At 61.9% G+C, this 24,258-nt stretch carries 21 protein-coding genes; 3 read left to right on the plus strand and 18 right to left on the minus strand.

Annotation, left to right across the window (positions count from 1 at the left end; genetic code table 11):
- Positions 1-84: 84 nt before the first annotated feature.
- The 9 genes from PP4_RS07465 to gcl all read right to left on the minus strand — a co-directional run bounded on the left by PP4_RS07465 (position 85) and on the right by gcl (position 11,965).
- Positions 85-2,109 (minus strand): mechanosensitive ion channel family protein, encoded by a 2,025-nt coding sequence (locus tag PP4_RS07465; protein ID WP_016498597.1) that lies wholly within the window; start codon positions 2,107-2,109, stop codon positions 85-87.
- Positions 2,110-2,282: 173 nt separating this feature from the next.
- Positions 2,283-3,281 (minus strand): sulfate ABC transporter substrate-binding protein, encoded by a 999-nt coding sequence (locus PP4_RS07470; protein ID WP_016498598.1) that lies wholly within the window; start codon positions 3,279-3,281, stop codon positions 2,283-2,285.
- Between the two features lie 213 nt (positions 3,282-3,494).
- The gene (locus PP4_RS07475) at positions 3,495-4,316 is read right to left on the minus strand and encodes an ion transporter (RefSeq protein ID WP_016498599.1); all 822 of its coding nucleotides are present in this window, start codon (positions 4,314-4,316) and stop codon (positions 3,495-3,497) included.
- 45 nt (positions 4,317-4,361) lie between these two features.
- Positions 4,362-5,234: an urea transporter gene (locus PP4_RS07480; RefSeq protein ID WP_041167648.1), complete on the minus strand. Its 873-nt coding sequence runs from the start codon at positions 5,232-5,234 to the stop codon at positions 4,362-4,364.
- Positions 5,235-5,441: 207 nt separating this feature from the next.
- The gene (gene pyk / locus PP4_RS07485; protein ID WP_016498601.1) at positions 5,442-6,857 is read right to left on the minus strand and encodes a pyruvate kinase; all 1,416 of its coding nucleotides are present in this window, start codon (positions 6,855-6,857) and stop codon (positions 5,442-5,444) included.
- Positions 6,854-8,128: a glycerate kinase type-2 family protein gene (locus PP4_RS07490; protein ID WP_016498602.1), complete on the minus strand. Its 1,275-nt coding sequence runs from the start codon at positions 8,126-8,128 to the stop codon at positions 6,854-6,856. Before PP4_RS07490 ends, pyk begins: the two co-directional genes overlap by 4 nt.
- A gap of 178 nt (positions 8,129-8,306) precedes the next feature.
- Positions 8,307-9,200, minus strand: coding sequence for a 2-hydroxy-3-oxopropionate reductase (locus PP4_RS07495; RefSeq protein ID WP_016498603.1), 894 nt, complete (start codon positions 9,198-9,200; stop codon positions 8,307-8,309).
- 152 nt (positions 9,201-9,352) lie between these two features.
- On the minus strand, positions 9,353-10,135 hold the full coding sequence (gene hyi, locus PP4_RS07500) for a hydroxypyruvate isomerase (RefSeq protein WP_016498604.1): 783 nt from the start codon (positions 10,133-10,135) through the stop codon (positions 9,353-9,355).
- Between the two features lie 54 nt (positions 10,136-10,189).
- Positions 10,190-11,965, minus strand: coding sequence for a glyoxylate carboligase (gcl, locus tag PP4_RS07505; protein WP_016498605.1), 1,776 nt, complete (start codon positions 11,963-11,965; stop codon positions 10,190-10,192).
- 257 nt (positions 11,966-12,222) lie between these two features.
- Between gcl and PP4_RS07510 the strand changes: the two genes are divergently transcribed.
- Complete coding sequence (locus tag PP4_RS07510) at positions 12,223-12,663, plus strand: GlcG/HbpS family heme-binding protein (protein WP_016498606.1); 441 nt, start codon at positions 12,223-12,225, stop codon at positions 12,661-12,663.
- 135 nt (positions 12,664-12,798) lie between these two features.
- Here the strand turns inward: PP4_RS07510 and PP4_RS07515 are convergent, their stop codons facing one another.
- On the minus strand, positions 12,799-13,410 hold the full coding sequence (locus PP4_RS07515; RefSeq protein ID WP_016498607.1) for a TetR/AcrR family transcriptional regulator: 612 nt from the start codon (positions 13,408-13,410) through the stop codon (positions 12,799-12,801).
- A 132-nt stretch (positions 13,411-13,542) separates the two neighbouring features.
- On the opposite strand from PP4_RS07515, the gene PP4_RS07520 reads away from it, so the two are divergent.
- Positions 13,543-14,457: a DUF808 domain-containing protein gene (locus PP4_RS07520; protein ID WP_016498608.1), complete on the plus strand. Its 915-nt coding sequence runs from the start codon at positions 13,543-13,545 to the stop codon at positions 14,455-14,457.
- Positions 14,458-14,589: 132 nt separating this feature from the next.
- Here PP4_RS07520 and PP4_RS07525 read toward each other — a convergent pair whose 3' ends face one another.
- Positions 14,590-16,533 carry an LTA synthase family protein gene (locus PP4_RS07525; protein WP_016498609.1) on the minus strand — a complete coding sequence of 648 codons (1,944 nt, stop codon included), beginning with the start codon at positions 16,531-16,533 and terminating at the stop codon, positions 14,590-14,592.
- Positions 16,534-16,686: 153 nt separating this feature from the next.
- Between PP4_RS07525 and PP4_RS07530 the strand changes: the two genes are divergently transcribed.
- Positions 16,687-17,001, plus strand: a complete 315-nt coding sequence (locus PP4_RS07530; RefSeq protein ID WP_016498610.1) for a hypothetical protein — start codon at positions 16,687-16,689, stop codon at positions 16,999-17,001.
- 78 nt (positions 17,002-17,079) lie between these two features.
- On the opposite strand, the gene PP4_RS07535 is transcribed toward PP4_RS07530, so the two are convergent.
- From PP4_RS07535 to puuE, 7 genes are all read right to left on the minus strand, one after another.
- The gene (locus tag PP4_RS07535) at positions 17,080-17,862 is read right to left on the minus strand and encodes an outer membrane protein OmpK (protein WP_016498611.1); all 783 of its coding nucleotides are present in this window, start codon (positions 17,860-17,862) and stop codon (positions 17,080-17,082) included.
- 355 nt (positions 17,863-18,217) lie between these two features.
- Complete coding sequence (locus PP4_RS07540; protein ID WP_041167649.1) at positions 18,218-19,003, minus strand: outer membrane protein OmpK; 786 nt, start codon at positions 19,001-19,003, stop codon at positions 18,218-18,220.
- Positions 19,004-19,143: 140 nt separating this feature from the next.
- Positions 19,144-20,499, minus strand: a complete 1,356-nt coding sequence (locus PP4_RS07545) for a nucleobase:cation symporter-2 family protein (RefSeq protein ID WP_012273436.1) — start codon at positions 20,497-20,499, stop codon at positions 19,144-19,146.
- Between the two features lie 213 nt (positions 20,500-20,712).
- Positions 20,713-22,041, minus strand: a complete 1,329-nt coding sequence (locus tag PP4_RS07550; protein ID WP_016488366.1) for a urate hydroxylase PuuD — start codon at positions 22,039-22,041, stop codon at positions 20,713-20,715.
- Positions 22,042-22,084: 43 nt separating this feature from the next.
- A complete protein-coding gene (locus PP4_RS07555; RefSeq protein WP_016488365.1) occupies positions 22,085-22,588 on the minus strand; it encodes an ureidoglycolate lyase in 504 nt (167 codons plus the stop codon).
- 49 nt (positions 22,589-22,637) lie between these two features.
- Positions 22,638-23,153 (minus strand): 2-oxo-4-hydroxy-4-carboxy-5-ureidoimidazoline decarboxylase, encoded by a 516-nt coding sequence (uraD, locus tag PP4_RS07560; RefSeq protein ID WP_016498613.1) that lies wholly within the window; start codon positions 23,151-23,153, stop codon positions 22,638-22,640.
- Positions 23,153-24,079 carry an allantoinase PuuE gene (gene puuE / locus PP4_RS07565; protein ID WP_016498614.1) on the minus strand — a complete coding sequence of 309 codons (927 nt, stop codon included), beginning with the start codon at positions 24,077-24,079 and terminating at the stop codon, positions 23,153-23,155. Before puuE ends, uraD begins: the two co-directional genes overlap by 1 nt.
- Positions 24,080-24,258 lie beyond the last annotated feature (179 nt).

Below are 24,258 nucleotides of genomic sequence, written 5' to 3' on the forward strand. Positions count from 1 at the left end.
TCCCACAGGGACCGCACAGCACGAAGGCCTGTGATGATCCTTGTGGGAGCGGGCGAGCCCGCGAAAGGGCCGGTGCAGGCGAATTCATGCCCCCAGGGCCTGCAGTGGCAGCGGGTACACCTGGGCAAAACTCACGTTGTCGGTCTGGTCCACCCGCTTCTTCAGCCGCTCGTTGAACGCCCGGCTCACCGCATACTGCCCGCCGGAGATGGTGCGGAACTGCGCCGTCAGCACAAACCCGTTCAAGTCCATGCGGTCCACCCCGAACACTTGCAGCGGCCCTTGCAGGTTGATGCGCAGCAGCGGATCTTCGCTGATCGACTTGCCCACGTCATGGATCAGCGCCAGTGACGCATCCACATCACTGTCGTAGGTGAACTGCACCGAGAAGAACGCATAGGCGAACTGCCGCGACTGGTTGGTAACCGCCTTGATCTGGCCGAACGGCACCGAGTGCACGAAGCCTTTGCCATCGCGCAGGCGCAAGGTACGGATCGTCAGGCTTTCGACGGTACCGGCATGGCCGGAATCAAGCACCACCCAGTCGCCGATGGAAATGGTGTCCTCGATCAGGATGAACAGCCCGGTAATCACATCCTGTACCAGTTGCTGCGAGCCAAAGCCGATGGCCAGGCCGATCACCCCGGCACCGGCCAGCAGTGGTGCGACGTTGATGCCCAGGTTGGCCATGGTGGTGATGGTGCAGATGACGATCAGGATCACTTTGATCGCATTGCGCAGCATCGGCAGGATGGTCCGTACCCGGGTGCTCGGCTGGCGTGCGCTGCGGCGGCCCACGGGTGGCTTGAGTGCTTCCTGGATGGCCGTGTCGAGTACCACCCACAGCAGCCAGGTGACCAGCAGGATCAGGCCAATGCTCGACAGCGAGTTGCTGATCGCCTGGCCCAGGCGGTTGCTCAGGGCAAAATCCACCACCGAGAAGCCCCAGATGCGCCCCAGCAGTTCGATGAAGGTCACCGCCATGGCGATGCGCAGTAGCGCATGGGCGAGGCTGCGCAGCAGCTCCTTGTAAGGGCGTACCCGCTGCGCCGGGTCGGTTTCGCGCTGGGCTAGCAAGTGTTGCAGCAAGGTGCTGAGGAACACGGTACAGACCAGCAGTACAGTGGTCAGCAAGGCTTTCTGCAGGGCCTTCTGGCTTTCTTCGCCGGCGCCGATCAGGTGAATGGCCGACACCAGGATCATCAGCAGGATCGGCAGATACCACAGCACCGAAAAGATCCGCAGGGTCTCCTGCACGGCGCGATGCTGCACGCGGTCCTTGAAGGCGCGGTTGCGGATCAGGTGCGCCACCGGGCGCCGCAGGCGGATTACCAGGCTGGCGAAGATGAAGGTGGCAATCAGGCCGGTGGCCACCGCGATGCTGGCGGTGATGTTGCCGCCCAGCTGGCGGGCGATCTGTGGGCTGGTCAGGGCGTCGCTCCAGGCCGCGAGGAAGCCGATCATGAACAGCGGGCGGGGGGCCAGGCGTTTGATGACCGCCACGGCGTCGCGTTTGTGCCCGGCATCGAACAGGGTCACCAGGCACAGGATGATCGAAGTCGAGAACAGGCCGCTGCTGGTGGCGTAAGCCAGGCTCAGGCCCAGGGCGCGGGCCACTGACGGGTCGAGAAAGCGGCTGGCGTACAGCGTCAGCGGCAGGCTGGCCAGCGCCGGCAGGGTGTAGGGCAGCAGGTAGCCGAGCAGGCTGCTGGCGCGTTTGCGTTCGCGTAGCCAGGGCGTACCGGAAGTGCGTTTGGCGACCCAGCGGCCGAGGCTGGTGAATGCGGCGAAGCTGGCGGCCCAGGTCAGGGTGAGCAGAATGAAGTTGCCGACCAGTTGCAGCGTATCGGTGGCCGAATGGCGGTCAACCAGGCGCTCGACTTCCTTGGCGGCGCGGTCGGTTCGCAGGCGCCAGGCATCCACCAGATGGGCGTCCAGGTCCAGCTCCTGAGCGGCGCTGTCCAGGCCGTCGGCCAGGGCGCCAAGCAGTCCGCCTTGCAGTACCGGTTCGGGTTCGGCGGGTTGTTCTTCAGTGGGGGTGGGGTCAGCGGCCAACAGGTGGGTGCTCAGCAGGCAGCCGAGCAGCAGGGTAGAGAGAAAATGCAGCACTGGAGTACTCCTTGGGCCGGGGTGAGCGGGGCAGGGTTACTCAAGGAACTGATTGCAGGTTGGTGGAGAAAGTTCGAAGAGGTGTGTCAAAACGACTGGCGCTATCGCCGGCAAGCCAGCTCCCACAGATACTGCACACGCCTCGGGCATTGTGCAGTACCTGCCTGCATCAGTTATTGACCGGTATAGATCTGGTCAAACACCCCACCATCGTTGAAGTGGGTCTTCTGCACGGTGCGCCAGTCACCAAAGGTCTTCTCTACCGACAGGAAGTCCACTTTAGGGAAACGGTCGGTGTATTTGGCCAGTACTGCTGCATCACGCGGGCGCAGGTAGTTGTTGGCGGCGATCTCCTGGGCTTCTGGGGACCACAGGTACTTCAGGTATTCCTCGGCCACGGCCTTGGTACCTTTCTTCAGCACGACCTTGTCGACCACGCTGACAGGTGGCTCGGCTTCGGCAGACACGCTTGGGTAAACCACTTCGAACTGGTCGCGGCCGAACTCGCGGGCGATCATCTCGGCTTCGTTCTCGAAGGTGACCAGCACATCACCAATCTGGTTGGTCATGAAGGTGGTGGTGGCGGCACGGCCACCGGTGTCCAGCACCGGGGCCTGCTTGAACAGCTTGCCGACGAAATCGCGGGCCTTGCTCTCGTCACCGCCTTGCTTGAGCACATAGCCCCAGGCCGACAGGTACGTGTAGCGCCCGTTACCCGACGTTTTCGGGTTGGGCACGATCACTTGCACGCCGTCCTTGAGCAGGTCGGGCCAGTCTTTCAGGGCTTTCGGGTTGCCCTTGCGCACGATGAACACAGTGGCCGAGGTGAACGGCGCGCTGTTGTTCGGCAGGCGGGTTACCCAGTTGTCCGGCACCAGCTTGCCATTGTCGACCAGGGCGTTGATGTCGGTGGCCATGTTCATGGTGATGACATCGGCCGGCAGGCCATCGATCACGGCACGCGCCTGTTTGCTCGAACCGCCGAAGGACATCTGCACGTTGACCTTCTCTTTGTGCTCGGCTTCCCAGTGCTTCTGGAAGGCCGGGTTGTAGTCCTTGTAGAAGTCGCGCATCACGTCGTAGGAAACGTTCAGCAGGGTGGGGGCGGCCTGGGCGAGGTTGCCCAGGGCCAGGCCTGCGGCGAGCAGCGAGGCGGTGAAGAGTTTTTTCACGTTGCTTCCTTGTTATCGAGGTGTTGGCAATTTGCCTGCGACTATAGCGGGTGGGTTTGTGGCGGTTAAAGAACAAAAATGACTTTGGTTATGCCGTTGCCTGTACTGGCCTCTTCGCGGGTAAACCCGCTCCCACAGGGGCCGCGCACCGCTAAGGCCTGTGGTGATCCTGTGGGAGCGGGTTTACCCGCGAAAGGGCCAGTACAGGCAGCATCATTGTTTGGGAAACAGCCCATTCCCACACCGGGAACAGAACGCCGCCCCATGCTCATGCGTCTTTTTGTGACACGTCGGGCAATCATGCTGCAGCTGCTCCCCGCGCATGGCATTGGCCAGTTCGGCGGTAAAGATGCCGGTCGGCACGGCAATGATCGAATAACCGGTAATCATCACCAGCGACGACAGCACCTGCCCCAGCGGCGTCTTTGGCACGATGTCGCCAAAGCCTACGGTGGTGAGGGTGACGATGGCCCAGTAGATGCCTTTGGGGATGCTGGTAAAGCCGTGCTCCGGCCCTTCGATCACGTACATCAGCGTGCCGAACACCGTCACCAGGGTCGATACCGTCACCAGGAACACGATGATCTTCTGCTTGCTACCGCGCAGCGCCTCCATCAGGTAGTGAGCCTGCTTGAGATAGGGGCTGAGCTTGAGCACGCGGAAGATCCGCAGCATCCGTATCACCCGGATGATCAGCAGGTACTGGGCGTCGCTGTAATAGAGGGCGATGATCCCCGGCACGATCGCCAGCAAGTCGACCAGGCCATAAAAACTGAAGGCATAGCGCAAGGGCTTGGGCGAGCAGTACAGGCGAGTGATGTATTCGGCCAGGAATATCGCCGTAAAGCCCCACTCGATGCCGGCCAGCAGGCCGGCGTAGCCTTGGTGCACTTCGTCGATGCTGTCGAGGATGACGGTGACCAGGCTGGCCAGGATTATCAGCAGGAGGATTTTGTCGAAGCGTCTTCCTGCCACGGTATCGGACTGGAAGACGATGACGAAGAGCCGCTCGCGCAGGCTCGCAGGGTTATTCATTGGCTCATTCCAAAAAAGCGATGGGCTGAGCCTAGGGGTTGCATTTCAGCTGTGCAAGCGGCTGGCGTTGCGCTGCCTGGGCTGAGCCAGGTGGCTGCCCAGGTGCATCAGCCAGCAGGCGGCGACGAAGGGCGCGGTCAGGCCCGGCACGGGCAGCAGCTTGAACAGCGGTTGCAGCAACAGGGCCAAGGCGATGGCCAGCAGCGTCACCCAGGGTTTTTCACCTTGCCTGCTGAAGGCCAGTGCCGCCAGCGCGGCGTTGAAGCCATACAGGCCGAGCCATGCTGCCTGCGCCTGGTCGGCAATCAACGCCACGCCCCCACCGATGGCTGAGCCGATCACCGCCCACATTGCCGCGTAGGGGTTGGCGATGAACATGCCGACGATGATCAGCAACCCGGCCAAGGGCTGGTCAAGCAGGAAGATCTGACCTACACCACGCGCCAGGGCGTCCAGCGGGTCGGCCTCGACGAAGCTGTTGGGCGATGGGCTGGTGAGCATCAGCGTGCCCCAGCCCAGCAGGACGAACGGCGCGGTATAGGCAATCAGCAGCTTACCGCCGCGCTTGCGCCACTGGTGGGTGATGATGCTGGACAGGCCGCCGGCGGCGATGATCAGGGGGGGCAATATGACCGACCAGGGCAGCACGGCGCTGATCAGGATGCCGATCAGCACGCCGTTGTAGCAGTACAGCCCGGCCTGGCGGTCGGCGCGGTCGTAGCCGCGGGCCTGGGCGGTGAGCAGGCCGGCCAGGGCGCCGAGCAGGGCGCCGCCGACCAGGTTGGGCGCGGTCAGCAGAATGGCCAGCAGGCAGCACAGGCCGCACAGGGGGTTGCGCAGCAGCAGCACCTGGCTGAAGCCGTTGAGTAATGCCGTGGCCCAGTCAGGGCACGGGTTGACGAAATTTTTGGTGTACATGGGGCAGTCAGTGAGGTTGATGGGGAGCGGTGGGCCTCTTTGGGCCTCGGTTTTCCGCAGTGCAGGTAGATCGGTGTACGGGGAGGGCTGCGCCCTCCGATCGCGACGCAAGGCCGCTCCCACAGGGATCGCATTTCCTTGTGCCAGCGCGGGCCCTGTGGGAGCGGCCTTGTGTCGCGATAGGGGCGCAGAGCGCCCCCGGCAATCTCAGATCAAAGTCTCGATCCGCAGCGTGTTAGTCGACCCTGGCTTGCCGAAAGGCACACCGGCTGTGATCAGCAGCGTGTCGCCACGGCTGGCCATGCCTTGCGCCTGGGCAATCTCCAGGGCGGTGGAAACCACCTCGTCCACTTGGCGCAGGCGGTCGTTGACCACCGAATGCACGCCCCAGGCCACGCTCAGGCGGCGCGCGGTGTTCAGGTTCGGCGTCAGGTTGAGGATCGGTGCCCGTGGCCGCTCGCGTGCAGCGCGCAGGGTCGAGGCGCCCGACTCGCTGTAGTTGACCAGCACCGCCACCGGCAGGATGCCGCTGATGCGGCGGATGGCGCAGCTGATGGCGTCCGACACGGTGGCCTCGGCCTTCGGCCGGCCAACATCGAGCTGGGCCTGGTAGTCAGGGCCGTTTTCCACCTGGCGGATGATCTTGCTCATCATCTGCACGGCTTCCAGCGGGTAGTCACCCGAGGCAGTCTCGGCCGACAACATGACCGCATCGGCACCTTCGGCCACGGCGTTGGCCACGTCAGTGACTTCGGCACGGGTCGGCGCCGGCGAGAAGCGCATGGACTCGAGCATCTGCGTGGCCACCACCACCGGTTTGCCCAGCTGGCGGCAGGTGTTGATGATGCGCTTCTGGATTTGCGGCACGCTTTCGGCCGGCACTTCCACGCCCAGGTCACCACGCGCCACCATGATCGCGTCTGCCAGTTCGGCAATGGCTTGCAGTTGTTCGACCGCCGAGGGTTTCTCGATCTTGGCCATCAGGTAGGCGCGATCGCCAATCAGCTGGCGCGCTTCGACGATGTCCTCAGGGCGCTGCACAAACGACAGGGCCACCCAGTCCACGCCCAGTTCCAGGCCAAAGGCCAGGTCGCGGCGGTCCTTTTCGGTGAGCGGGGAGAGGTCGAGTACTGCTTGCGGTACGTTGACACCCTTGCGGTCGGACAGCTCGCCACCGTTCAGCACTTCAGTGTCGATAGCATCGTTGTGCTTGGCGGTGACGCGCAGGCGCAGCTTGCCATCGTCCAGCAGCAGGTCCATGCCGGGCTCGAGGGCTGCGATGATTTCAGGGTGTGGCAGGTTGACCCGGCGGCTGTCGCCCGGGGTCTTGTCCAGGTCCAGGCGCAGCGCCTGGCCGCGTTGCAGCTGCACCTTGCCTTCGGCAAAGCGGCCCACGCGCAGCTTTGGCCCTTGCAGGTCCATGAGGATGCCCAGCGGGTAGTTCAGTTGCTGCTCCACTTCGCGGATCCACTGGTAACGCAAGGCGTGGTCAGCGTGTTCGCCGTGGCTGAAGTTGAGGCGGAAGATGTTCACGCCGGCTTCGACCAGTTGGCGGATGTCGTCGATGCCGTTGATCGCAGGGCCGAGGGTGGCGAGGATCTTTACTTTTTTATCAGGCGTCATGGTTGGGCAGTCTCGAGGATCAGGATGGCGCGGAAGTCGTTGACGTTGGTGCGGGTCGGCTCGGTGACGATCAGCGCATCCAGCGCAGCGAAATAGCCATAGCCGTTGTTGTTGTCCAGCTCGTCGCTGGCCGACAGGCCCAGGGCCTCGGCGCGGGCGTAACTGCCCGGGGTCATGAAGGCACCGGCGTTTTCTTCCGAGCCGTCGATGCCGTCGGTGTCGCCGGCCAGCGCGTATACCCCCGGCAGGCCTTTCAGGCTTTCAGTGAGGCTGAGCAGGAACTCGGCGTTGCGCCCGCCACGGCCATTGCCGCGTACGGTCACGGTGGTTTCGCCGCCGGACAGGATCACGCAAGGTGCCTTCAATGGCTGGCCGTGCTGAACGATCTGCCGGGCAATACCGGCGTGAACCTTGGCCACTTCGCGCGACTCGCCTTCCAGGTCGCCGAGAATCAGCGGGCTGAAACCAGCCTGTCGGGCTTTGACTGCGGCGGCCTCGAGCGACTGCTGGGGTTTGGCGATCAGCTGGAAGTGGCTGCGGGCCAGGGCCGGGTCATCGGCCTTGACGGTTTCCGAGGCAGGGTTGTTCAGCCAGTCGATGACCGCTTTCGGCGCTTCGATGTTGTAGCGTTTCAGAATGGCCAGGGCATCAGCCGACGTGCTCGGGTCGGCCACGGTGGGGCCGGAGGCGATCACGGTGGCGAGGTCGCCCGGTACATCGGAAATGGCATAGGTGTAGACCGTGGCCGGCCAGCAGGCCTTGGCCAGGCGGCCGCCCTTGATCGCCGAGAGGTGCTTGCGCACGCAGTTCATCTCGCCGATGGTGGCGCCGGACTTGAGCAGTGCCTTGTTGATATGTTGCTTGTCGGCCAGGGTCAGGCCTTCGGCCGGCAGCGCCAGCAGGGCGGAACCACCGCCAGACAGCAGGAAGATGACGCGGTCGTCTTCATTGAGGTTGCTGACCAGTTCCAGAACGCGCTTGGCCACGGCCAGGCCGGCGGCATCCGGTACCGGGTGGGCGGCTTCGACCACTTCGATTTTCTGGCAGTTGGCGCCGTGGCCGTAACGGGTCACGACCAGGCCGGAGACTTCGCCCTGCCAGCTTTTTTCGACCACTTCGGCCATGGCGGCTGCGGCCTTGCCGGCGCCGATGACGATGACCCGGCCGCTACGGTCGGCGGGCAGGTAGGGTTCGAGGACTTGGCGGGGGTGGGCGGCAGCGATGGCTGTGTCGAACAGCTCGCGGAGAATTTTTTGCGGATCGACCGACATGGCAGGCTCCCAATTATTGTTGTTCTGCAGAATCAAAAACGCCCCTGGAACTGCCTCCGTGCAGGCCGAACCAGGGGCGGGTGTTGCTCGGTGCTACCGCTGAACCTGTGGTCGCAGGTTCAGCGGTGTTGGCTTCTTCGCGCTGAACCGCCGCGAAGAAGCCGGTAAGGTCTACTACTTACTTGTCGCCGCGGATCGAGAAGTTGGCCATGTGTTCCAGGCCTTTGATCAGCGCCGAGTGGTCCCAGTTGCCGCCACCCAGGGCCTGGCAGGTGTTGAACACTTGCTGGGCATTGGAGGTGTTGGGCAGGTTGATGCCCAGTTCCTTGGCGCCTTGCAGGGCCAGGTTCAGGTCTTTCTGGTGCAGGTTGATGCGGAAGCCTGGGTCGAAGGTGCCCTTGATCATGCGCTCGGCGTGCACTTCGAGGATTTTCGACGAAGCAAAGCCGCCCATCAGTGCTTCACGCACCTTGGCCGGGTCGGCGCCGTTCTTGGCGGCGAACAGCAGTGCTTCGCTGACGGCCTGGATGTTCAGGGCGACGATGATCTGGTTGGCGACCTTGGCGGTCTGGCCGTCACCGTTGCCACCCACGCGGGTGATGTTCTTGCCCATGGCTTCGAACAGCGGCAGGGTGCGCTCGAAGGCTTTCGGGCAGCCACCAACCATGATGCTCAGGGTAGCGGCCTTGGCGCCGACTTCACCACCGGACACCGGGGCGTCCAGGTAGGCTGCGCCGGTTGCCTTGATTTTTTCGGCGAACGCTTTGGTGGCGGTAGGCGAGATCGAACTCATGTCGATCACGATCTTGTTCGGGCCTACGCCCTCAGCCACGCCGTTTTCACCGAACAGTACGGCTTCCACCTGCGGAGTGTCCGGCACCATGACGATGATGAATTCGGCTTCCTGGGCAACTTCTTTCGGGTTGGCCAGGGCCACTGCACCGGCGGCGATCAGGTCGGCTGGCGCGGCGTCGTGGTGGGTGGAAACGAACAGGCTGTGACCTGCTTTTTGCAGGTTTTGGGCCATGGGCTTGCCCATGATGCCGGTGCCGATGAAACCGATTTTAGCCATGAGAAATTACCTCTTTGTAATTGTGATATCTCAAGCAAGCTTTGGCCCCCTGTGGGAGCGGGCTCGCCCGCGAAGCAGACAACTCGGTGGATGGCACCGGCTTTGCCGGTGTTCGCGGGCGAGCCCGCTCCCACAGGGTCCCGAGTTGTTCCTCAGATTGCGTTGTGGGTTTTCAGCCAGCCCAGGCCCGCTTCGGTGGTGGTCTTGGGCTTGTACTCCGCGCCCACCCAGCCTTGGTAGCCAATGCGGTCCAGGTGCTCGAACAGGAAGCGGTAGTTGATCTCGCCGGTGCCTGGTTCATTGCGGCCGGGGTTGTCGGCCAGCTGGATGTGGTTGATCAGTTGCAGGTTGGTTTCCATGGTGCGAGCCAGGTCACCTTCCATGATCTGCATGTGGTAGATGTCGTACTGCAGGAACAGGTTGTCACTGCCCACTTCGGCCTGGATTTCCAGGGCCTGCTGGGTGGTGTTCAGGTAAAAGCCCGGGATGTCGCGGGTGTTGATCATTTCCATGACCAGGCGGATACCGGCGGCCTTGAGCTTTTCGGCTGCGTAGCGCAGGTTTTCGACGAAGGTCTTGCGCACGGTGGCGCAGTCCGGGCCTTGTGGGCGAATGCCGGCCAGGGCGTTGACCTGGGTGTTGCCCAGCACCTTGGCGTATTCGATGGCCTTGTCGACACCGGCGCGGAATTCTTCGATGCGGTCGGGGTGGCAGGTGATACCGCGCTCACCTTTGGCCCAGTCGCCGGCAGGCAGGTTGAACAGCACCTGGGTCAGGCCATTGGCTTCCAGCTGCTGCTTGATTTCTGCAGCGCTGAAGTCGTAGGGGAACAGGTATTCGACGCCACTGAAACCGGCGTCGGCGGCAGCCTTGAAGCGGGCCAGGAAGTCCTGTTCGGTGAACAGCATGGACAGGTTGGCAGCGAAGCGAGGCATGAGTTGTCTCCTTGCGATGAAGGCCCCCAGGGCGTGCCTGGGGGCGTCAGGCGATCAGTCCAGCATCGAGATGGCGGTTGGCGCGTCGTTGCCGACCAGCGCCAGGTCTTCGAACTCGTTGACCGCGTTGATCTCGGTGCCCATGGAAATGTTGGTCACACGCTCGAGAATCACTTCGACCACAACCGGCACGCGGAACTCTTCGGCCATCTTCTGCGCCTTGAGCAGGGCAGGGGCGATCTCGGCCGGCTCGAACACGCGAATGGCTTTGCAGCCCAGGCCTTCGACCACTGCAACGTGGTCGACACCGTAGGTGGCGGCGTCGGTCGAGTTGATGTTCTCGAACGCCAGTTGTACACAGTAATCCATGTCGAAGCCACGCTGCGCCTGACGGATCAGGCCCAGGTAGGCGTTGTTCACCAGCACGTGGACGTACGGCAGGTTGAACTGCGCACCCACTGCCAGTTCCTCGATCATGAACTGGAAGTCGTAGTCACCCGACAGCGCGACAACCTTGCGTTTCGGGTCTGCCTTCACAACACCCAGTGCGGCAGGGATGGTCCAGCCCAGCGGGCCGGCCTGGCCGCAGTTGATCCAGTGGCGTGGCTTGTACACGTGCAGGAACTGCGCGCCGGCAATCTGCGACAGGCCGATGGTGCTGACGTAGGTGGTGTCCTTGCCGAATACCTGGTTCATCTCTTCATACACGCGCTGCGGCTTGACCGGCACGTTGTCGAAGTGGGTCTTGCGCTGCAGGGTGGCTTTGCGCTGTTGGCAATCTTCCAGCCAGGCAGCACGGTCCTTCAGCTTGCCAGCGGCTTTCCACTCGCGGGCCACTTCCAGGAACACGTCCAGTGCCTTGCCAGCGTCGGAAACGATACCCAGGTCCGGGGTGAATACGCGGCCGATCTGGGTCGGTTCGATGTCGACGTGCACGAACTTGCGGCCTTCGGTGTAGACATCGACGGAGCCGGTGTGGCGGTTGGCCCAGCGGTTACCGATACCGAACACCAGGTCGGATTTCAGCAGGGTGGCGTTGCCGTAGCGGTGCGAAGTCTGCAGGCCGACCATGCCGACCATTTGGGCGTGGTCGTCCGGGATGGTGCCCCAGCCCATCAGGGTCGGGATTACCGGTACGCCGGTCAGTTCGGCGAACTCGACCAGCTTGTCGCTGGCATCGGCGTTGATGATGCCGCCGCCGGCGACCAGCAGCGGGCGCTCGGCGTCGTTGAGCAGGGCCAGAGCTTTTTCAGCCTGTACGCGAGTGGCGGACGGCTTGTTGACGGCCAGCGGCTCGTAGGCGTCGATGTCGAATTCGATTTCGGCCATCTGCACGTCGAACGGCAGGTCGATCAGTACCGGGCCTGGGCGGCCGGTGCGCATTTCATAGAAGGCCTTCTGGAAGGCGTAAGGCACCTGGCCTGGCTCCAGAACGGTGGTCGCCCACTTGGTCACCGGCTTGACGATGCTGGTGATGTCGACGGCCTGGAAGTCTTCTTTGTGCAGGCGTGCACGCGGGGCCTGGCCGGTGATGCAGAGGATCGGGATGGAGTCGGCCGAGGCGCTGTACAGGCCGGTGACCATGTCGGTGCCGGCTGGGCCGGAAGTGCCGATGCACACGCCGATGTTGCCCGGGTTGGCACGGGTGTAGCCCTCGGCCATGTGCGAGGCACCTTCGACGTGGCGAGCGAGGACGTGATCGATGCCACCGACTTTCTTCAGGGCCGAGTACAACGGGTTGATGGCAGCCCCTGGGATGCCGAACGCGGTATCTACACCTTCACGGCGCATGACCAGAACGGCTGCATCGATTGCTCTCATTTTGCTCATGGGTTGTGCCTCATCGATTTTGTAATTGTATACAACTTGCTTTGCGACAGAGTGTATTCACGGCTGGCGGCTCAGGTCAATGGGTTTTCATCGGGTAGGCCGGGTTTCGTCAAAGCGGCCGTGAAAACGGCTATTTGCGCCATCGCATACGATCGTTTCAAAATATTGTATACAAAATATCCTTTCGTTGTGTTCTATTTGCCCTATCGGTTTTCAACTGCCCTCAGGGCTTCTCACAACAAGAAGAGGACCTTTCCATGAACGTCTTGAACCTGAAAGTCGCTGTCAGCCTGGTAAATGCCGCACTGGCAGCAGGCCGCAAGATCAATGCCGCGCCACTGACCGTGGCGGTGCTGGATGCCGGCGGGCACCTGCTGGCGCTACAGCGTGAGGATGGCGCAAGCCTTATCCGCCCTGAAGTTGCCACTGGCAAAGCCTGGGGCGCGATTGCCCTGGGCAAGGGGTCGCGCCTGCTGGCGCTGGACGCGCAGCAGCGTCCGGCGTTTTTTGCCGCGTTGAACGGGATGGGTGAACGGCCGGTGGTGCCGGCACCGGGTGGTGTGCTGATTCGTGATCAGGACGGTAAGGTGCTGGGTGCGGTGGGGATCAGCGGCGATACGTCGGATATCGACGAGCAGTGTGCGATCAGTGCGATCGAGGAGGTGGGGTTGAAGGCGGATGCGGGTGTAGCAGCCTAAATCGCTATGGCCTGATCTGGCCACATCGCCGGCAAGCCAGCTCCCACAGGTACACCACAGTGATCAGGAACTGTGGAAGCCCTGTGGGAGCTGGCTTGCCGGCGAATGGGCTGCGAAGCAGCCCCAGTGGCCCTGTCACGCTGCTTCAGGCTCACAGCCTTTCAAGACCATGCGAATGATGGTCTCGGCCGCCGCGTCATAATCGCTGTCGGCCAGCTTGGCCTTGCCAGTCACCGCAGAAATCTGCCAGTCGAAGTCGGCATAGGTCTGGGTCGCCGCCCAGATGCTGAACATCAGGTGATGCGCGTCCACATGGGCAATCTGCCCGCGGTCGATCCAGCGCTGGATGCACTCGATGTTGTGCCGGGCCTGCTCGTTCAGCTGCTCCACCTGGTTGGGCGACAGGTGCGGGGCGCCGTGCATGATCTCGCTGGCAAACACCTTGGAGGCGTGCGGCAGGTCGCGCGAGATGCGGATCTTCGAACGAATGTACGCACTCAGCACTTCCTTGGGGTCGCCCTCGGCATTGAACGGCGTCGAGGCCTGCATGATTGGCGCGATGATGCTTTCCAGGACTTCGCGGTAGAGGTTGTCCTTGGACTTGAAGTAGTAATACACGTTCGGCTTGGGCAGGCCGGCCTTGGCCGCGATATCGCTGGTCTTGGTGGCGGCGAAGCCCTTGTCGGCGAATTCCTCGCTGGCCGCGCGCAGGATCAATTCCTTGTTGCGCTCGCGAATGGTGCTCATGGTCAGGGATCTTCCTCGTGTCTGGCCACCTCTAAGAGGGATCGGGCATGGTAGCACCGCGCTCGACGGGCGCTCAAGGCAGCGGCTTTGGGCTAGAATCCGTGGCACACACCTATCTGGATACAGGCAAACATGGCAGGAAGCAGTCTACTGGTACTGATCGACGACATCGCCACGGTGCTTGATGACGTCTCGCTAATGACCAAGGTGGCGGCAAAAAAAACAGCAGGTGTGCTGGGCGATGACCTGGCGCTGAACGCCCAGCAGGTTACCGGTGTGCGTGCCGAGCGCGAAATACCGGTGGTGTGGGCGGTGGCCAAGGGGTCGTTCGTCAACAAGGCAATCCTGGTGCCGGCAGCGCTGCTGATCAGTGCGTTCATTCCGTGGGCGGTTACGCCATTGTTGATGATCGGTGGCGCCTACCTGTGTTTCGAAGGCTTCGAGAAGCTGGCGCACAAGTTCCTGCACAGCAAGGAAGAGGACGACGCGCAGCACAATGCCCGGAAGGAAGCCGTGGCTGACGCCACTGTCGACCTGGTGGCGTTCGAGAAAACCAAGATCAAGGGCGCGGTGCGCACCGATTTCATCCTGTCAGCGGAAATCATCGCCATCACCTTGGGTACCGTGGCCGATGCGCCGCTGAGCCAGCAGATCATCGTGCTGTCGGGCATCGCCATCGTCATGACCATCGGCGTTTACGGGCTGGTGGCCGGCATCGTCAAGCTCGATGACCTGGGGTTGTGGATGACCCAAAAGGCATCGAGCCTGACCCAGGCCGTTGGTAACGGAATCCTGCGGGCCGCACCGTACATGATGAAAAGCCTGTCGGTGATCGGCACGGCGGCGATGTTTCTGGTCGGTGGCGGCATTCTGGTTCATGGCATCGAGCCGCTGCATCATGCCATCGAGGCGTTCAGCGAGGGGCGTGGCGGGGCGTTGACCGGGGCACTGCTCAATGGCGTAGCCGGTGTGCTGGCCGGTGGCGTGGTGCTGGCGGTGGTGGCGGTTGCCGGCAAATTGTGGCAGGCAATCCGGCCTGCCACATAAGGTGCATGGCGGGGGCTTGCCCGCTCCCACAAGTACAGCAAACCTTAGAAATAGCACTGGCCCTGTGGGAGCGGGCAAGCCCGCGAACACCGGCAAAGCCGGTGCCATATAACGCGTTGTCGGCTCACTGGTTTACTGTTCGGTCAGCGCACCTTGATCCTGTGGTTTCCAGGCCAGCAGCCCTTTGCTGAAGTCGTTGGCCGCACTCTGGTAGTAGGCGATAGCCCGGCGAACCAGCGGGGTGTCGGTGCCAGCAGCCATTTCCCGACTGTTGCCCAGTGCATCCTGATGCACCCGCATGCCGCCGCGTGGGCTGAGGATCGCCAGGTCCTTGCCGTCGAACAGCCCCAGGTGCTGGTAGTTGCCGATCAGTACCCGTGGCGGCAAGCTACCTTCGCGCAGCAGGTCACGGCCGAAGAAGGTCGAGGTGTAGCTCAGGTTGAGCAGGCCGAGCAGGGTTGGTGCAAGGTCGATCTGGCTGGCCAGTTGTGCGTCTTCGCGGGGGGCGATCAGCTTGGGCGCGTAGATCCACAGCGGAATCTGGTAGTTGCTCACCGGCAAGTCTTCCATCCCTGCGCTCCCGGCGGTGTGGTCGGCGACGAAGACGAACAGGGTATTGTCGAACCACGGCTTGCCCTTGGCGTCGCGCAGGAACTGGGCGATGGCATGGTCGGTGTACTTCACTGCGCCTTCGCGGCCGTCGCCCGAGGGGATGTCGATTCGGCCGTCCGGGTAGGTATAAGGGCGGTGATTGGAAGTGGTCATCAACTGCAGCAAGAACGGCTGCTGCTTGGCATGGTCGGCATCGGCCAGTTTCAGGGCCTGCCGATACAGGTCCTCATCGGCCATACCCCAGGCGTTCTTGAAGCTGATTTCGCTTTCAGCCACGCTGCTCTGGTCGACGATGCGATAGCCGTTGCCGCTGAAGAAGGCGTTCATGTTGTCGAAGTAGCCGCGCCCGCCATAGACGAACACGGGGTCGTAGCCCACTGCAGCCAGTTGCTGCCCCAGGCTGCCGTAGCCGCTTTCACGGCCAATGCGTTTGACAATGGAGCGCCCCGGCGTGGGCGGGATCGATAGGGTGATCGCTTCCAGGCCGCGATCAGTACGGGTGCCGGTGGCGTAGAAGTTGTTGAAGTACAGGCTCTCGCGGCGCAGGGCATCCAGGTTGGGCGTGAGGTTACGCGGGTCGCCGTTGCTGCCCATGTACTTGGCACTGAAACTTTCGATGGTGACCAGGATGATGTTCGGTTTGCGTGGCGTGCCGTCGGCGCTGATGTGGCGGCGAATATCTTCGGGCTCGCTGGCCTGGAAGCGGGCGTTGGGCTCGGCCAGTTCCTGATGCATCTGCGCACCGGCTTCTGCCGCGTCAAGGCTGGCATAGAACTGGGTGTAATCGAGTTCGTTGTTACGGAACGCGGCAAAGAACTGGTATGGGCCGTTGCTGGCCAGTTCGCGCTGGTAAGCGTTACCGCCCTGGCCTCGGGGGAACTGCTGGTCGACCAATAGCACACTCAGGCCACCCAGAACCGCCAGCACGGCAATGCCGCCAAGGCGCTGGCGTAGGGTGGGGCCCGGTGCTGCCAGCGCTTGTGCCAGGGGCTTGCGCAAGACCAGGGCAAGCAGCACGGCGACGACAGCGATGCTGCCCAGCAGGGTTGGCAGGGGGTAGGACTCGCGGATGTTGTCCAGCACTTCCTTGGAGTACACCAGGTAGTCGACCGCGATGAAGTTGAAGCGCACGCCGAATTCGTCCCAGAACAGCCACTCGGCCACCGCGACAAACAGCATCACGAATAGGCTGACGACCAGTACCCCGCTCATCAGCCGGCGATGCCAGCGCGTGCGCCACAAAGCTGCCGGGCACACGGCCAGGTACAGCCCTAGCGGCAGGGCGGCGTAGGTGAGGAAGCTCAGGTCGTACAGGGCACCACTGAAGAATAACGAGATGTAGTCGCCATGAACTTCATCGAGATGGGTGGCCAGCAATATCAGGCGGGTCAGCAGGAAAATGCCAAACCACAGTGAGCAAACTAACAGAAGATACCGCCAAGGGGCGGCGAGGGGCGTGCGCATTAAGTGGGCCTGTTTTCTTTTTTTGAGTGCAAGAAGAAAAGCATGCTAGAGGGTGTAGTGCAAAAATTTTGTCAAAATTTCGCAGTGTTCGGGTGGAGTGACAGCGCTTATAGTCAACATTTTACTATTCCCACATGTCAGGAGGAGTAATCCATGTTTGGAAATGTGTTGACTTACGATGTTTACCACTTGGCGCTTTACCTGGCTACGGCCATGGCGTGGGGGGCGCTGGGCCTGTGGCTGCTGCTTCATGGGGCGGGGGTCGAGGCGTTGTATAAGTGCTGTGCAGTGTTCGGCCTGGCGTTGACAATCAGTAGCGTGATGTTGGTGCTGGACATCTTGCGAGTGCTTGAGCACTGGCAGGTAGAGGCGGGTCTTTTGCTGTTTGGCGTGTTGTTACCCTGTGTACTCGCTCTGACTTTCAAGGCAGGTTTTAATGTAAGTAAGATCTATCTGAGTAAGTTGTAGGAAATCACTTACGTTGTGTGCATTGAACTACACGTAACGGCGCGTTGAAAAGTCAACGCGCTGTCACGTTTCAGCGCATCAGAAGTGCACTTTTACCAGGAAGCTCATGGTGTTCTGGTCAGTCGTAAAGGCATCGCTGTCCTTGATGCCGTACTTGTTCTTCCAGTAGTCGTACTCCACACCCACATACAGCTGCTTCTCGCCCAGGTGCAATGCCTTGCCCAGGTCATACTTGATCTGCGGGTTGAAGTGCAGGTTGGCGTGGTAGGTGCCGCGGCGGTTCTCGTCGTTGTCCACCACCCAGTCCATGAAGCCGTCGATCAGCACGTCGGAATCGCCCACCGGAATGGTGTACGACCATACCGGGGTGATCTGCCATACGTTGTCACCAGCGCGGCTGCCGTCGGTGGTGCGGTTGTAGAAGTTCAGCTGGAAGTAGTCAAAGCCGGGGATGGCCAGGTCGAAGCCTGGGCCGATCAGGTACGACTCGGTGTCACCCTCGCCAAACTCGTAGGTCATCGCCAGCAGCACGTCCTTGACCGGGCCGAACTCGACCTTCTGGTCGAAGATCTTGTTGAACGACAGGCGTGGGCTGATCTCACCGTAATAGGTATTCGGGCCATTGCCGGCGTCTTTCTGGCCTTGGTAGAAGATCTTGTCGACGAAGATGAAGTTGTCGCCGTACTTCCAGCCATCCGCGTGCTCGAACGTGACGGTTTGCTGGATCGCCGGGTTGACCTTGAAGTTCTTGCCCCACAGGTAGGTCAGGCTGTTGTTCTGCCATTGCAGCAGGTCGTCGGCGTAGGTGGTGCCACAGGCCAGCAGGCCGCCGGCGAGGATCAGGCTGTTGATGGTACGCATTGCGAGTGTCGCTCCCTTGATTGATCTGTTGTCAGCGCTCGGTATTGGCGCTTTTTTGTTGTCTTGCGAGTCAGCTTTTTTCGATAGGCCACAGCTGTTTGGCAAGGGTTGAGCCAACTTTTCCGGGTTGGCAAAACCTTCCTGCTCGACTTCGTTCTGAACGGATGAAAAGGGTCTTTCAGGCTGGCAACACGTTGGCCAACCGCCCGTATTCATTGACTGAGCGGTCAGTAAACGCAGGCAGAATCCGTTCTGCCCTGATCGAGGGGGCGCGCAGATTACTGGCTTGCGCGCCGCGCCTCAAGTGCTCCGTCCTGGAGCGGGGTGGTTCAAACTTGTGCGTTTGGTCAGTTTATTAGAAATGCACTTTGATCAGGGCACTGGCGACGCTCTGGTTGCTTTCCAGGTTGCCGCGGCTGTCGATGCCGTATTTGTCCTTCCAGTAGCTGTACTCAAAGCCCACGTAGAGCTGCTTGGCGCCCAGGTTCAGCGCCTTGCCCAAGTCGTATTTGACCTGCGGGTTGAAGTGCAGGTTGGCGTGATAGGTGCCACGGCGGGTCTGGTCGTTGTCGGGGACCCAGTCCATGTAACCGTCGATCAGAATGTCAGACCTGCCCACGGCGATGGTGTACGACCAGCCAGGGGTGATCTGCCAGACGTTGTCGCCGGGGCGGCTGCCCTCGGTGTTGCGCACGTAGAAGTTGAGGGTGAAATAGTTGAAGCCGGGGATGTTCAGGTCAAAGCCGGGGCCGATCAGGTAGGCTTCGTTGTCGCCTTCGCCACGCTCGTAGGTCATGGCCAACAGCACGTCCTTGATAGGGCCGAAGGCAAGTTTCTGGTCGAAGATCTTGCCGAACGACAGGCGCGGGCTGAACTCGCCGTAGTAGGTGGTCACGCCTTTGCTGGCGTCGGCCTTGCCGTTGTAGAAGATCTTGTCGACGAACATGAAGGTGTCGCCGTACTTCCATTTGTTGGCGTGCTCGAACGTGATGGTTTGCTGGATATCAGGGTTGACCTTGAAGTCCTTGCCATACAGGTAGGTCAGGCTCTCGCCATGCCATTGCAGCCATTCGCCTGCATGCGAGGGTAGGGTGGCCAGCAGGCTGCTGCCCAACAACAGGGACGTGGTGATGCGCTTCATGTTGTGATTCCCGGACTTATTGTTTTTGTTGGCGGTTTTTTTGGCGCGCAGGCGCCCCGGGCGACCCATTCCGGCGGGTCGACGGCGTAGCGGTTACTGCAGATGTGGGTGAGGGGCGGCAAAGCGCCGCCCCTTATGGCTCAATGCTGGTGACAGGCGTCGTTGTGCACCGCGCGGTCGGCGCCACCGAGGATGTTGAACAGCACGTTCAACACCAGGGCACTGACCGTGGCCATGGCGATACCACTGTGGGTGATGGGTTCCATCCACTGCGGCATCTGGGCAAAGAACTCCGGACGCACTACGGGGATCAACCCGAAGCCGACGCTCACCGCCACCAGCAGCTGGTTGCGGCGGTCGCCGATGTCCGCCTCCTGAAGAATCTTGATCCCGGTGGCAGTGACCATGCCGAACATGGCAATGGACGCGCCGCCCAGTACCGCAGGCGGGATCGAGGCAATCAGGAAGGCCGCTTTTGGCAGCAGGCTGAGCAGGATCAGCAGTGCACCGGCCACGATGGTGACAAAGCGGCAGCGCACCCCGGTCATCTGCACCAGGCCGATGTTCTGGGCGAACGAGGAGTGGGTAAAGGTGTTGAAGAAGCCGGCAATGAACGATGCACCGGCATCGCACAGCAGGCCGCGACGCAGCATCCCTGGCGTAACTTCGCGATCAGTCACCTTGCCCAGGGCCAGGAACATGCCGGTGGACTCGACGAAGATGATCACCACCACCAGGCACATGGACAGGATCGGCGCCAGGCTGAAGGTCGGCATGCCGAAGTGCAGTGGGGTTACCACCTGCAACCACGGCGCGTCTTTCAGGCCAGACAGGTCGACCATGCCGATGGAGCCGGCCAGGATGTAGCCAAGGCCCATGCCCACCAGCACCGATACGTTGACCCAGAAGCCACGCATGAAGCGGTTGATCAGCAGGATGACCGCCAGCACCAGGCCGGCCACCAGTAGGTAGATCGGCGAGCCGAAGGTTTCAGCTTCATGGCCGCCACCAGCCCAGTTGACTGCCACCGGGAACAGCGACAGGCCAATCGAGGTGATCACCGTACCGGTGACCAGCGGCGGGAAGAAACGTACGACCTTGGACATGAACGGCGCGATCAGCATGCCGAAGAACCCGGCGGCGATGGTCGCCCCGAAGATCCCCTGCAGGCCTACGCCGGGCATGCCGGCCATGGCCACCATGCTGCCGACAGCAGCGAAACTGGCACCCATCATCACCGGCATGCGGATGCCCACCGGGCCGATACCGAACGACTGGATGATGGTGGCGACGCCAGCGACCAGCAGGTCGGCGTTGATCAGGAAAGCGACTTCTTCACGGGACAACCCAGCGGCCTGGCCGATGATCAACGGCACGGCAATCGCGCCACCGTACATCAGCAGAACGTGTTGCAGGCCAACCAGGATCAGTTGGAACAAGGGCAAGGGTTCGCGCGGCGGCGCAATGGGGATATACGCCTTGCGTGACTCGGACATGCAGCACCTCGAGTTTTGTTTTTATTCTCGGATCCAAGCGGCAAGCTCCAAGCGGCAGTTTCTCGGTGAAGAGAGACCGGGGTTCCCGCTTGCAGTTGAACGCTCGATGCTTGCTTGTTGCGTGAATCTTCAAGTTTGAGGCCGGGTTAACCGGCCTCTTCGCGGCGCAAGGCCGCTCCTACAGGGGACTCAGTCGCCTGGTAGGAGGGTGTTTCAATTGACCTGGGCACCTTTGGCGATCCAGTCGCCGACGAGCTTGCGCTCTTCGGTGGTCATCTGGGTGATGTTGCCCAGCGGCATGATCTGGCTGGCGACCGCTTGCGCCTGGATGCGCGCGGCCTGGGCCTGGATCTGCTGCGGGGTGTCGAACATCACGCCGGCAGGGGCGGCGCTGAACAGTGGGCTGGTCGGCTTGGACGAGTGGCACACGGTGCAGCGTTCCTGGATGACATTGTGGATCTTGTCGAAGTCGCCACCGCCGGCCTGGGCAGCGGCCTGGGCCGGTGCTTGCGCTGGTGCAGCCGGCGCTTCGGCAGCCTTGGCTGCGTCCTCGGCGCGCTGCTCGGCAGCGGTCTTGCCACCGACGGCAGTCGCAGGCAGCGGCTGGTACTCGACCTTCGCTGCCGCTTGCTCAGGGCTTACGGCCATCGGTTTCGGACCGGTGACGTAGGCCAGGCAGATCATCGCCAGGGCGCCGACCGGCAGGGTCCAGGCGTACTTGTTGCTGTCGTGGCGGGTGTTGAAGTAGTGGCGGATCAGAACCGCGGCTACTGCGATACCGGCCAGGATCAGCCAGTTGTACTGGCTACCGTAGGTGCTCGGGAAATGGTTGCTGATCATGATGAACAGCACCGGCAGGGTGAAGTAGTTGTTGTGGCGCGAGCGCAGCAGGCCCTTGGCCGGCAGCACCGGGTCGGGCGTCTGGTTGTTCTCGATCGCCGCCACCAGCTGGCGCTGGGCCGGCATGATGATGCGGAACACGTTACCGACCATGATGGTGCCGATGATCGCGCCGGTGTGCAGGTATGCACCACGGCCGCTGAACACCAGGCTGAAGCCCCAGCAGGCGGCGATGATCAGCACGAACAGCACACCGCCGAGCAGCGCTGGCTTCTTGCCCAGGGGCGAGTCGCACAGGAAGTCGTAGATGAACCAGCCAGCGATCAGCGAGCCGATACCGATGGCCACGCCTTCGGCACCGCTCAGGGTGCTGCCAGGGGCCAGCAGGTACAGCGCCGGGTTCCAGTAGAACACCACGCACAGCAGGGCGATACCGGACATCCAGGTGAAGTAGGCTTCCCATTTGAACCAGTGCAGGTTCTCGGGCATTTTCGGGGGTGCGAGCTTGTATTTCTCCAGGTGGTAGATACCACCGCCGTGAATTGCCCAGAGATCACCCGACAACCCATCGCGCGGGTTGCTTCGGTTCAGGTGGTTCTCCAGCCAGACGAAGTAGAACGATGCACCGATCCAGGCGACACCGGTGATCATGTGAACCCAGCGAATGCTCAGGTTCAGCCATTCGTGAAGGTGTGCTTCCACAGTATGTACCTCTGCCGATCACCTGACGATGATCGACCTTTTCTTATTGGTGGGGATTGAGGATCAGCATCTGTTCCTCGGTGAAGTAATGCTCATCGCAGTTGTTGCCAGAACCACTGCGATCAACCACCAGGAAATCATCCCGCTTTTCGATCGTGAGCACCGGGTGGTGCCAAACGCCGCGATGGTAATTGATGCCCTGCCTGCCATTACTGCGGAAGGCGCGGACCAAGCCTGATACAGGTGCATCGCCAACGGGCGCGACCACGATCAGAAAGGGGTTGCCGAGCAGCGGGATGAAAGCCTGGCTGCCCAGCGGATGGCGTTCCAGCATGCGTACGGTCAGCGGCATGTCCAGCGCGTCGGCGCGGAAGATGCTGATGATCGCCTTGTCTTCGGGCTCGGCGGTCTCGACCGTGGCGAGCTTGTGAAAGCGCATGGTCGAGCCGTTGTTGATCATGAAGTGGTCGCTGCCGTCGGTTTCGATCACATCTCCGAACTGGGCGAAGGCTTCTTTGGTCAGGGGCTCGATCATCAGGGTGCGCATGCGGGTCTCTCTTATATGTTCGTTGTACTGAAAAAGGTTCGGCTGTCGCTTACAACTGCAGCAGGCGGAACAGGGCGATCAGGTTGATCTGCGCCAGGGCTTCCTTGAATTCGGCATCTGCATCGTTGTGGATGCGTTTTTCAAAGGCGGCGAGGATCTGGTGCCGGTTGCTGCCCTTCACCGCCATGATGAACGGGAACTGGAATTTGGCCTTGTAGGCATCGTTCAGTTCGGTGAAGCGGGCGAACTCTTCGGCGGTGCACTGGTGGATACCGGCGCCGGCCTGTTCGTTGGTGCTCGATTCGGTCAGCTCGCCCTGGATGGCGGCCTTGCCGGCCAGGTCCGGGTGAGCGTTGATCAGCGCCAGCTGGTCGGCGTGGTTGGCGCTGAGCAGGATGTCGCTCATGCGCTGGTGCAGCGCTTCGATCTCGTCCAGCTCGCCCAACTGGCCCAGGTCGTAGGCTTTTTCGGCAACCCACGGCGAGTGCTCGTAGATGTCGGCGAAGGCCTCGACGAAGGCGTCACGGCTCAGGGCGGAGGGCTTGAGGGTGTTGAAGGCGGTCATCAGGCGTTCTCTTTCTTGTACGGGTGGGTGGCGTGCCAGTGGCGGGCGATATCCACGCGACGGGCGAACCAGACCTGGTCATGGCTTTTTGCGTAATCGACGAAGCGCTTGAGTGCAGCCAGGCGTGCCGGGCGGCCGACCAGGCGGCAGTGCAGGCCGATGGAGAGCATTTTCGGCGCTTCGGCGCCTTCGGCGTACAGCACATCAAAGGCGTCTTTCAGGTACTGGAAGAACTGCTCGCCGCAGTTGAAACCCTGTACCTGGGTGAAACGCATGTCGTTGGTGTCCAGGGTGTAGGGGATCACCAGGTGCGGCTTGTCGGTGGGGTTGTTCGGCTCCCAGTAGGGCAGGTCGTCGTCGTAGGTGTCGCTGTCGTACAGGAACCCGCCTTCTTCCATCACCAGGCGGCGGGTGTTCGGGCCGGTGCGGCCGGTGTACCAGCCCACCGGGCGCTCGCCGGTGAGTTCGGTGAGGATGCGGATGGCTTCGAGCATGTGCTCGCGCTCCTGGGCCTCGTCCATGTTCTGGTAGTCGATCCAGCGGTAGCCGTGGCTGCAGATCTCGTGGCCGGCTTCGGCCATGGCGCGGATCACGTCAGGGTGGCGCTGGGCGGCCATGGCCACGGCGAAGACGGTCAATGGCACGCCGCTGTCCTTGAACAGCTTCAGCAGGCGCCACACGCCAGCACGGCTGCCGTATTCGTACAGCGACTCCATGCTCATGTTGCGCTGGCCCTGCAGCGGCTGGGCAGCGACCATCTCGGACAGGAAGGCTTCGGACTCTTTGTCACCGTGCAGGATGTTGCGTTCGCCGCCTTCCTCGTAATTGAGGACGAAAGACAGCGCGATGCGAGCGTTGCCCGGCCATTGCGGGTGAGGAGGGTTGTTGCCGTAACCGATCAGGTCGCGAGGGTAGTCAGCGCTCACTGCAGTCTTCCTTCTTGTGCGTTAGTGCGGGTGGTGGGCGGGCCGCGTCGGTATGTCGCACCACCGGATGGGCTGATTGTATACAACTTCTGAAATCTTTTGTAAGCCTGTTTTTCCGCATTTCTTCCCTTTTGTCGCCGCGCAGCGACCTGGAAATACAGTGCAAGAAACCTGCCTGA

Source organism: Pseudomonas putida NBRC 14164, from assembly GCF_000412675.1.
Taxonomy (GTDB): Bacteria; Pseudomonadota; Gammaproteobacteria; order Pseudomonadales; family Pseudomonadaceae; genus Aquipseudomonas; species Aquipseudomonas putida.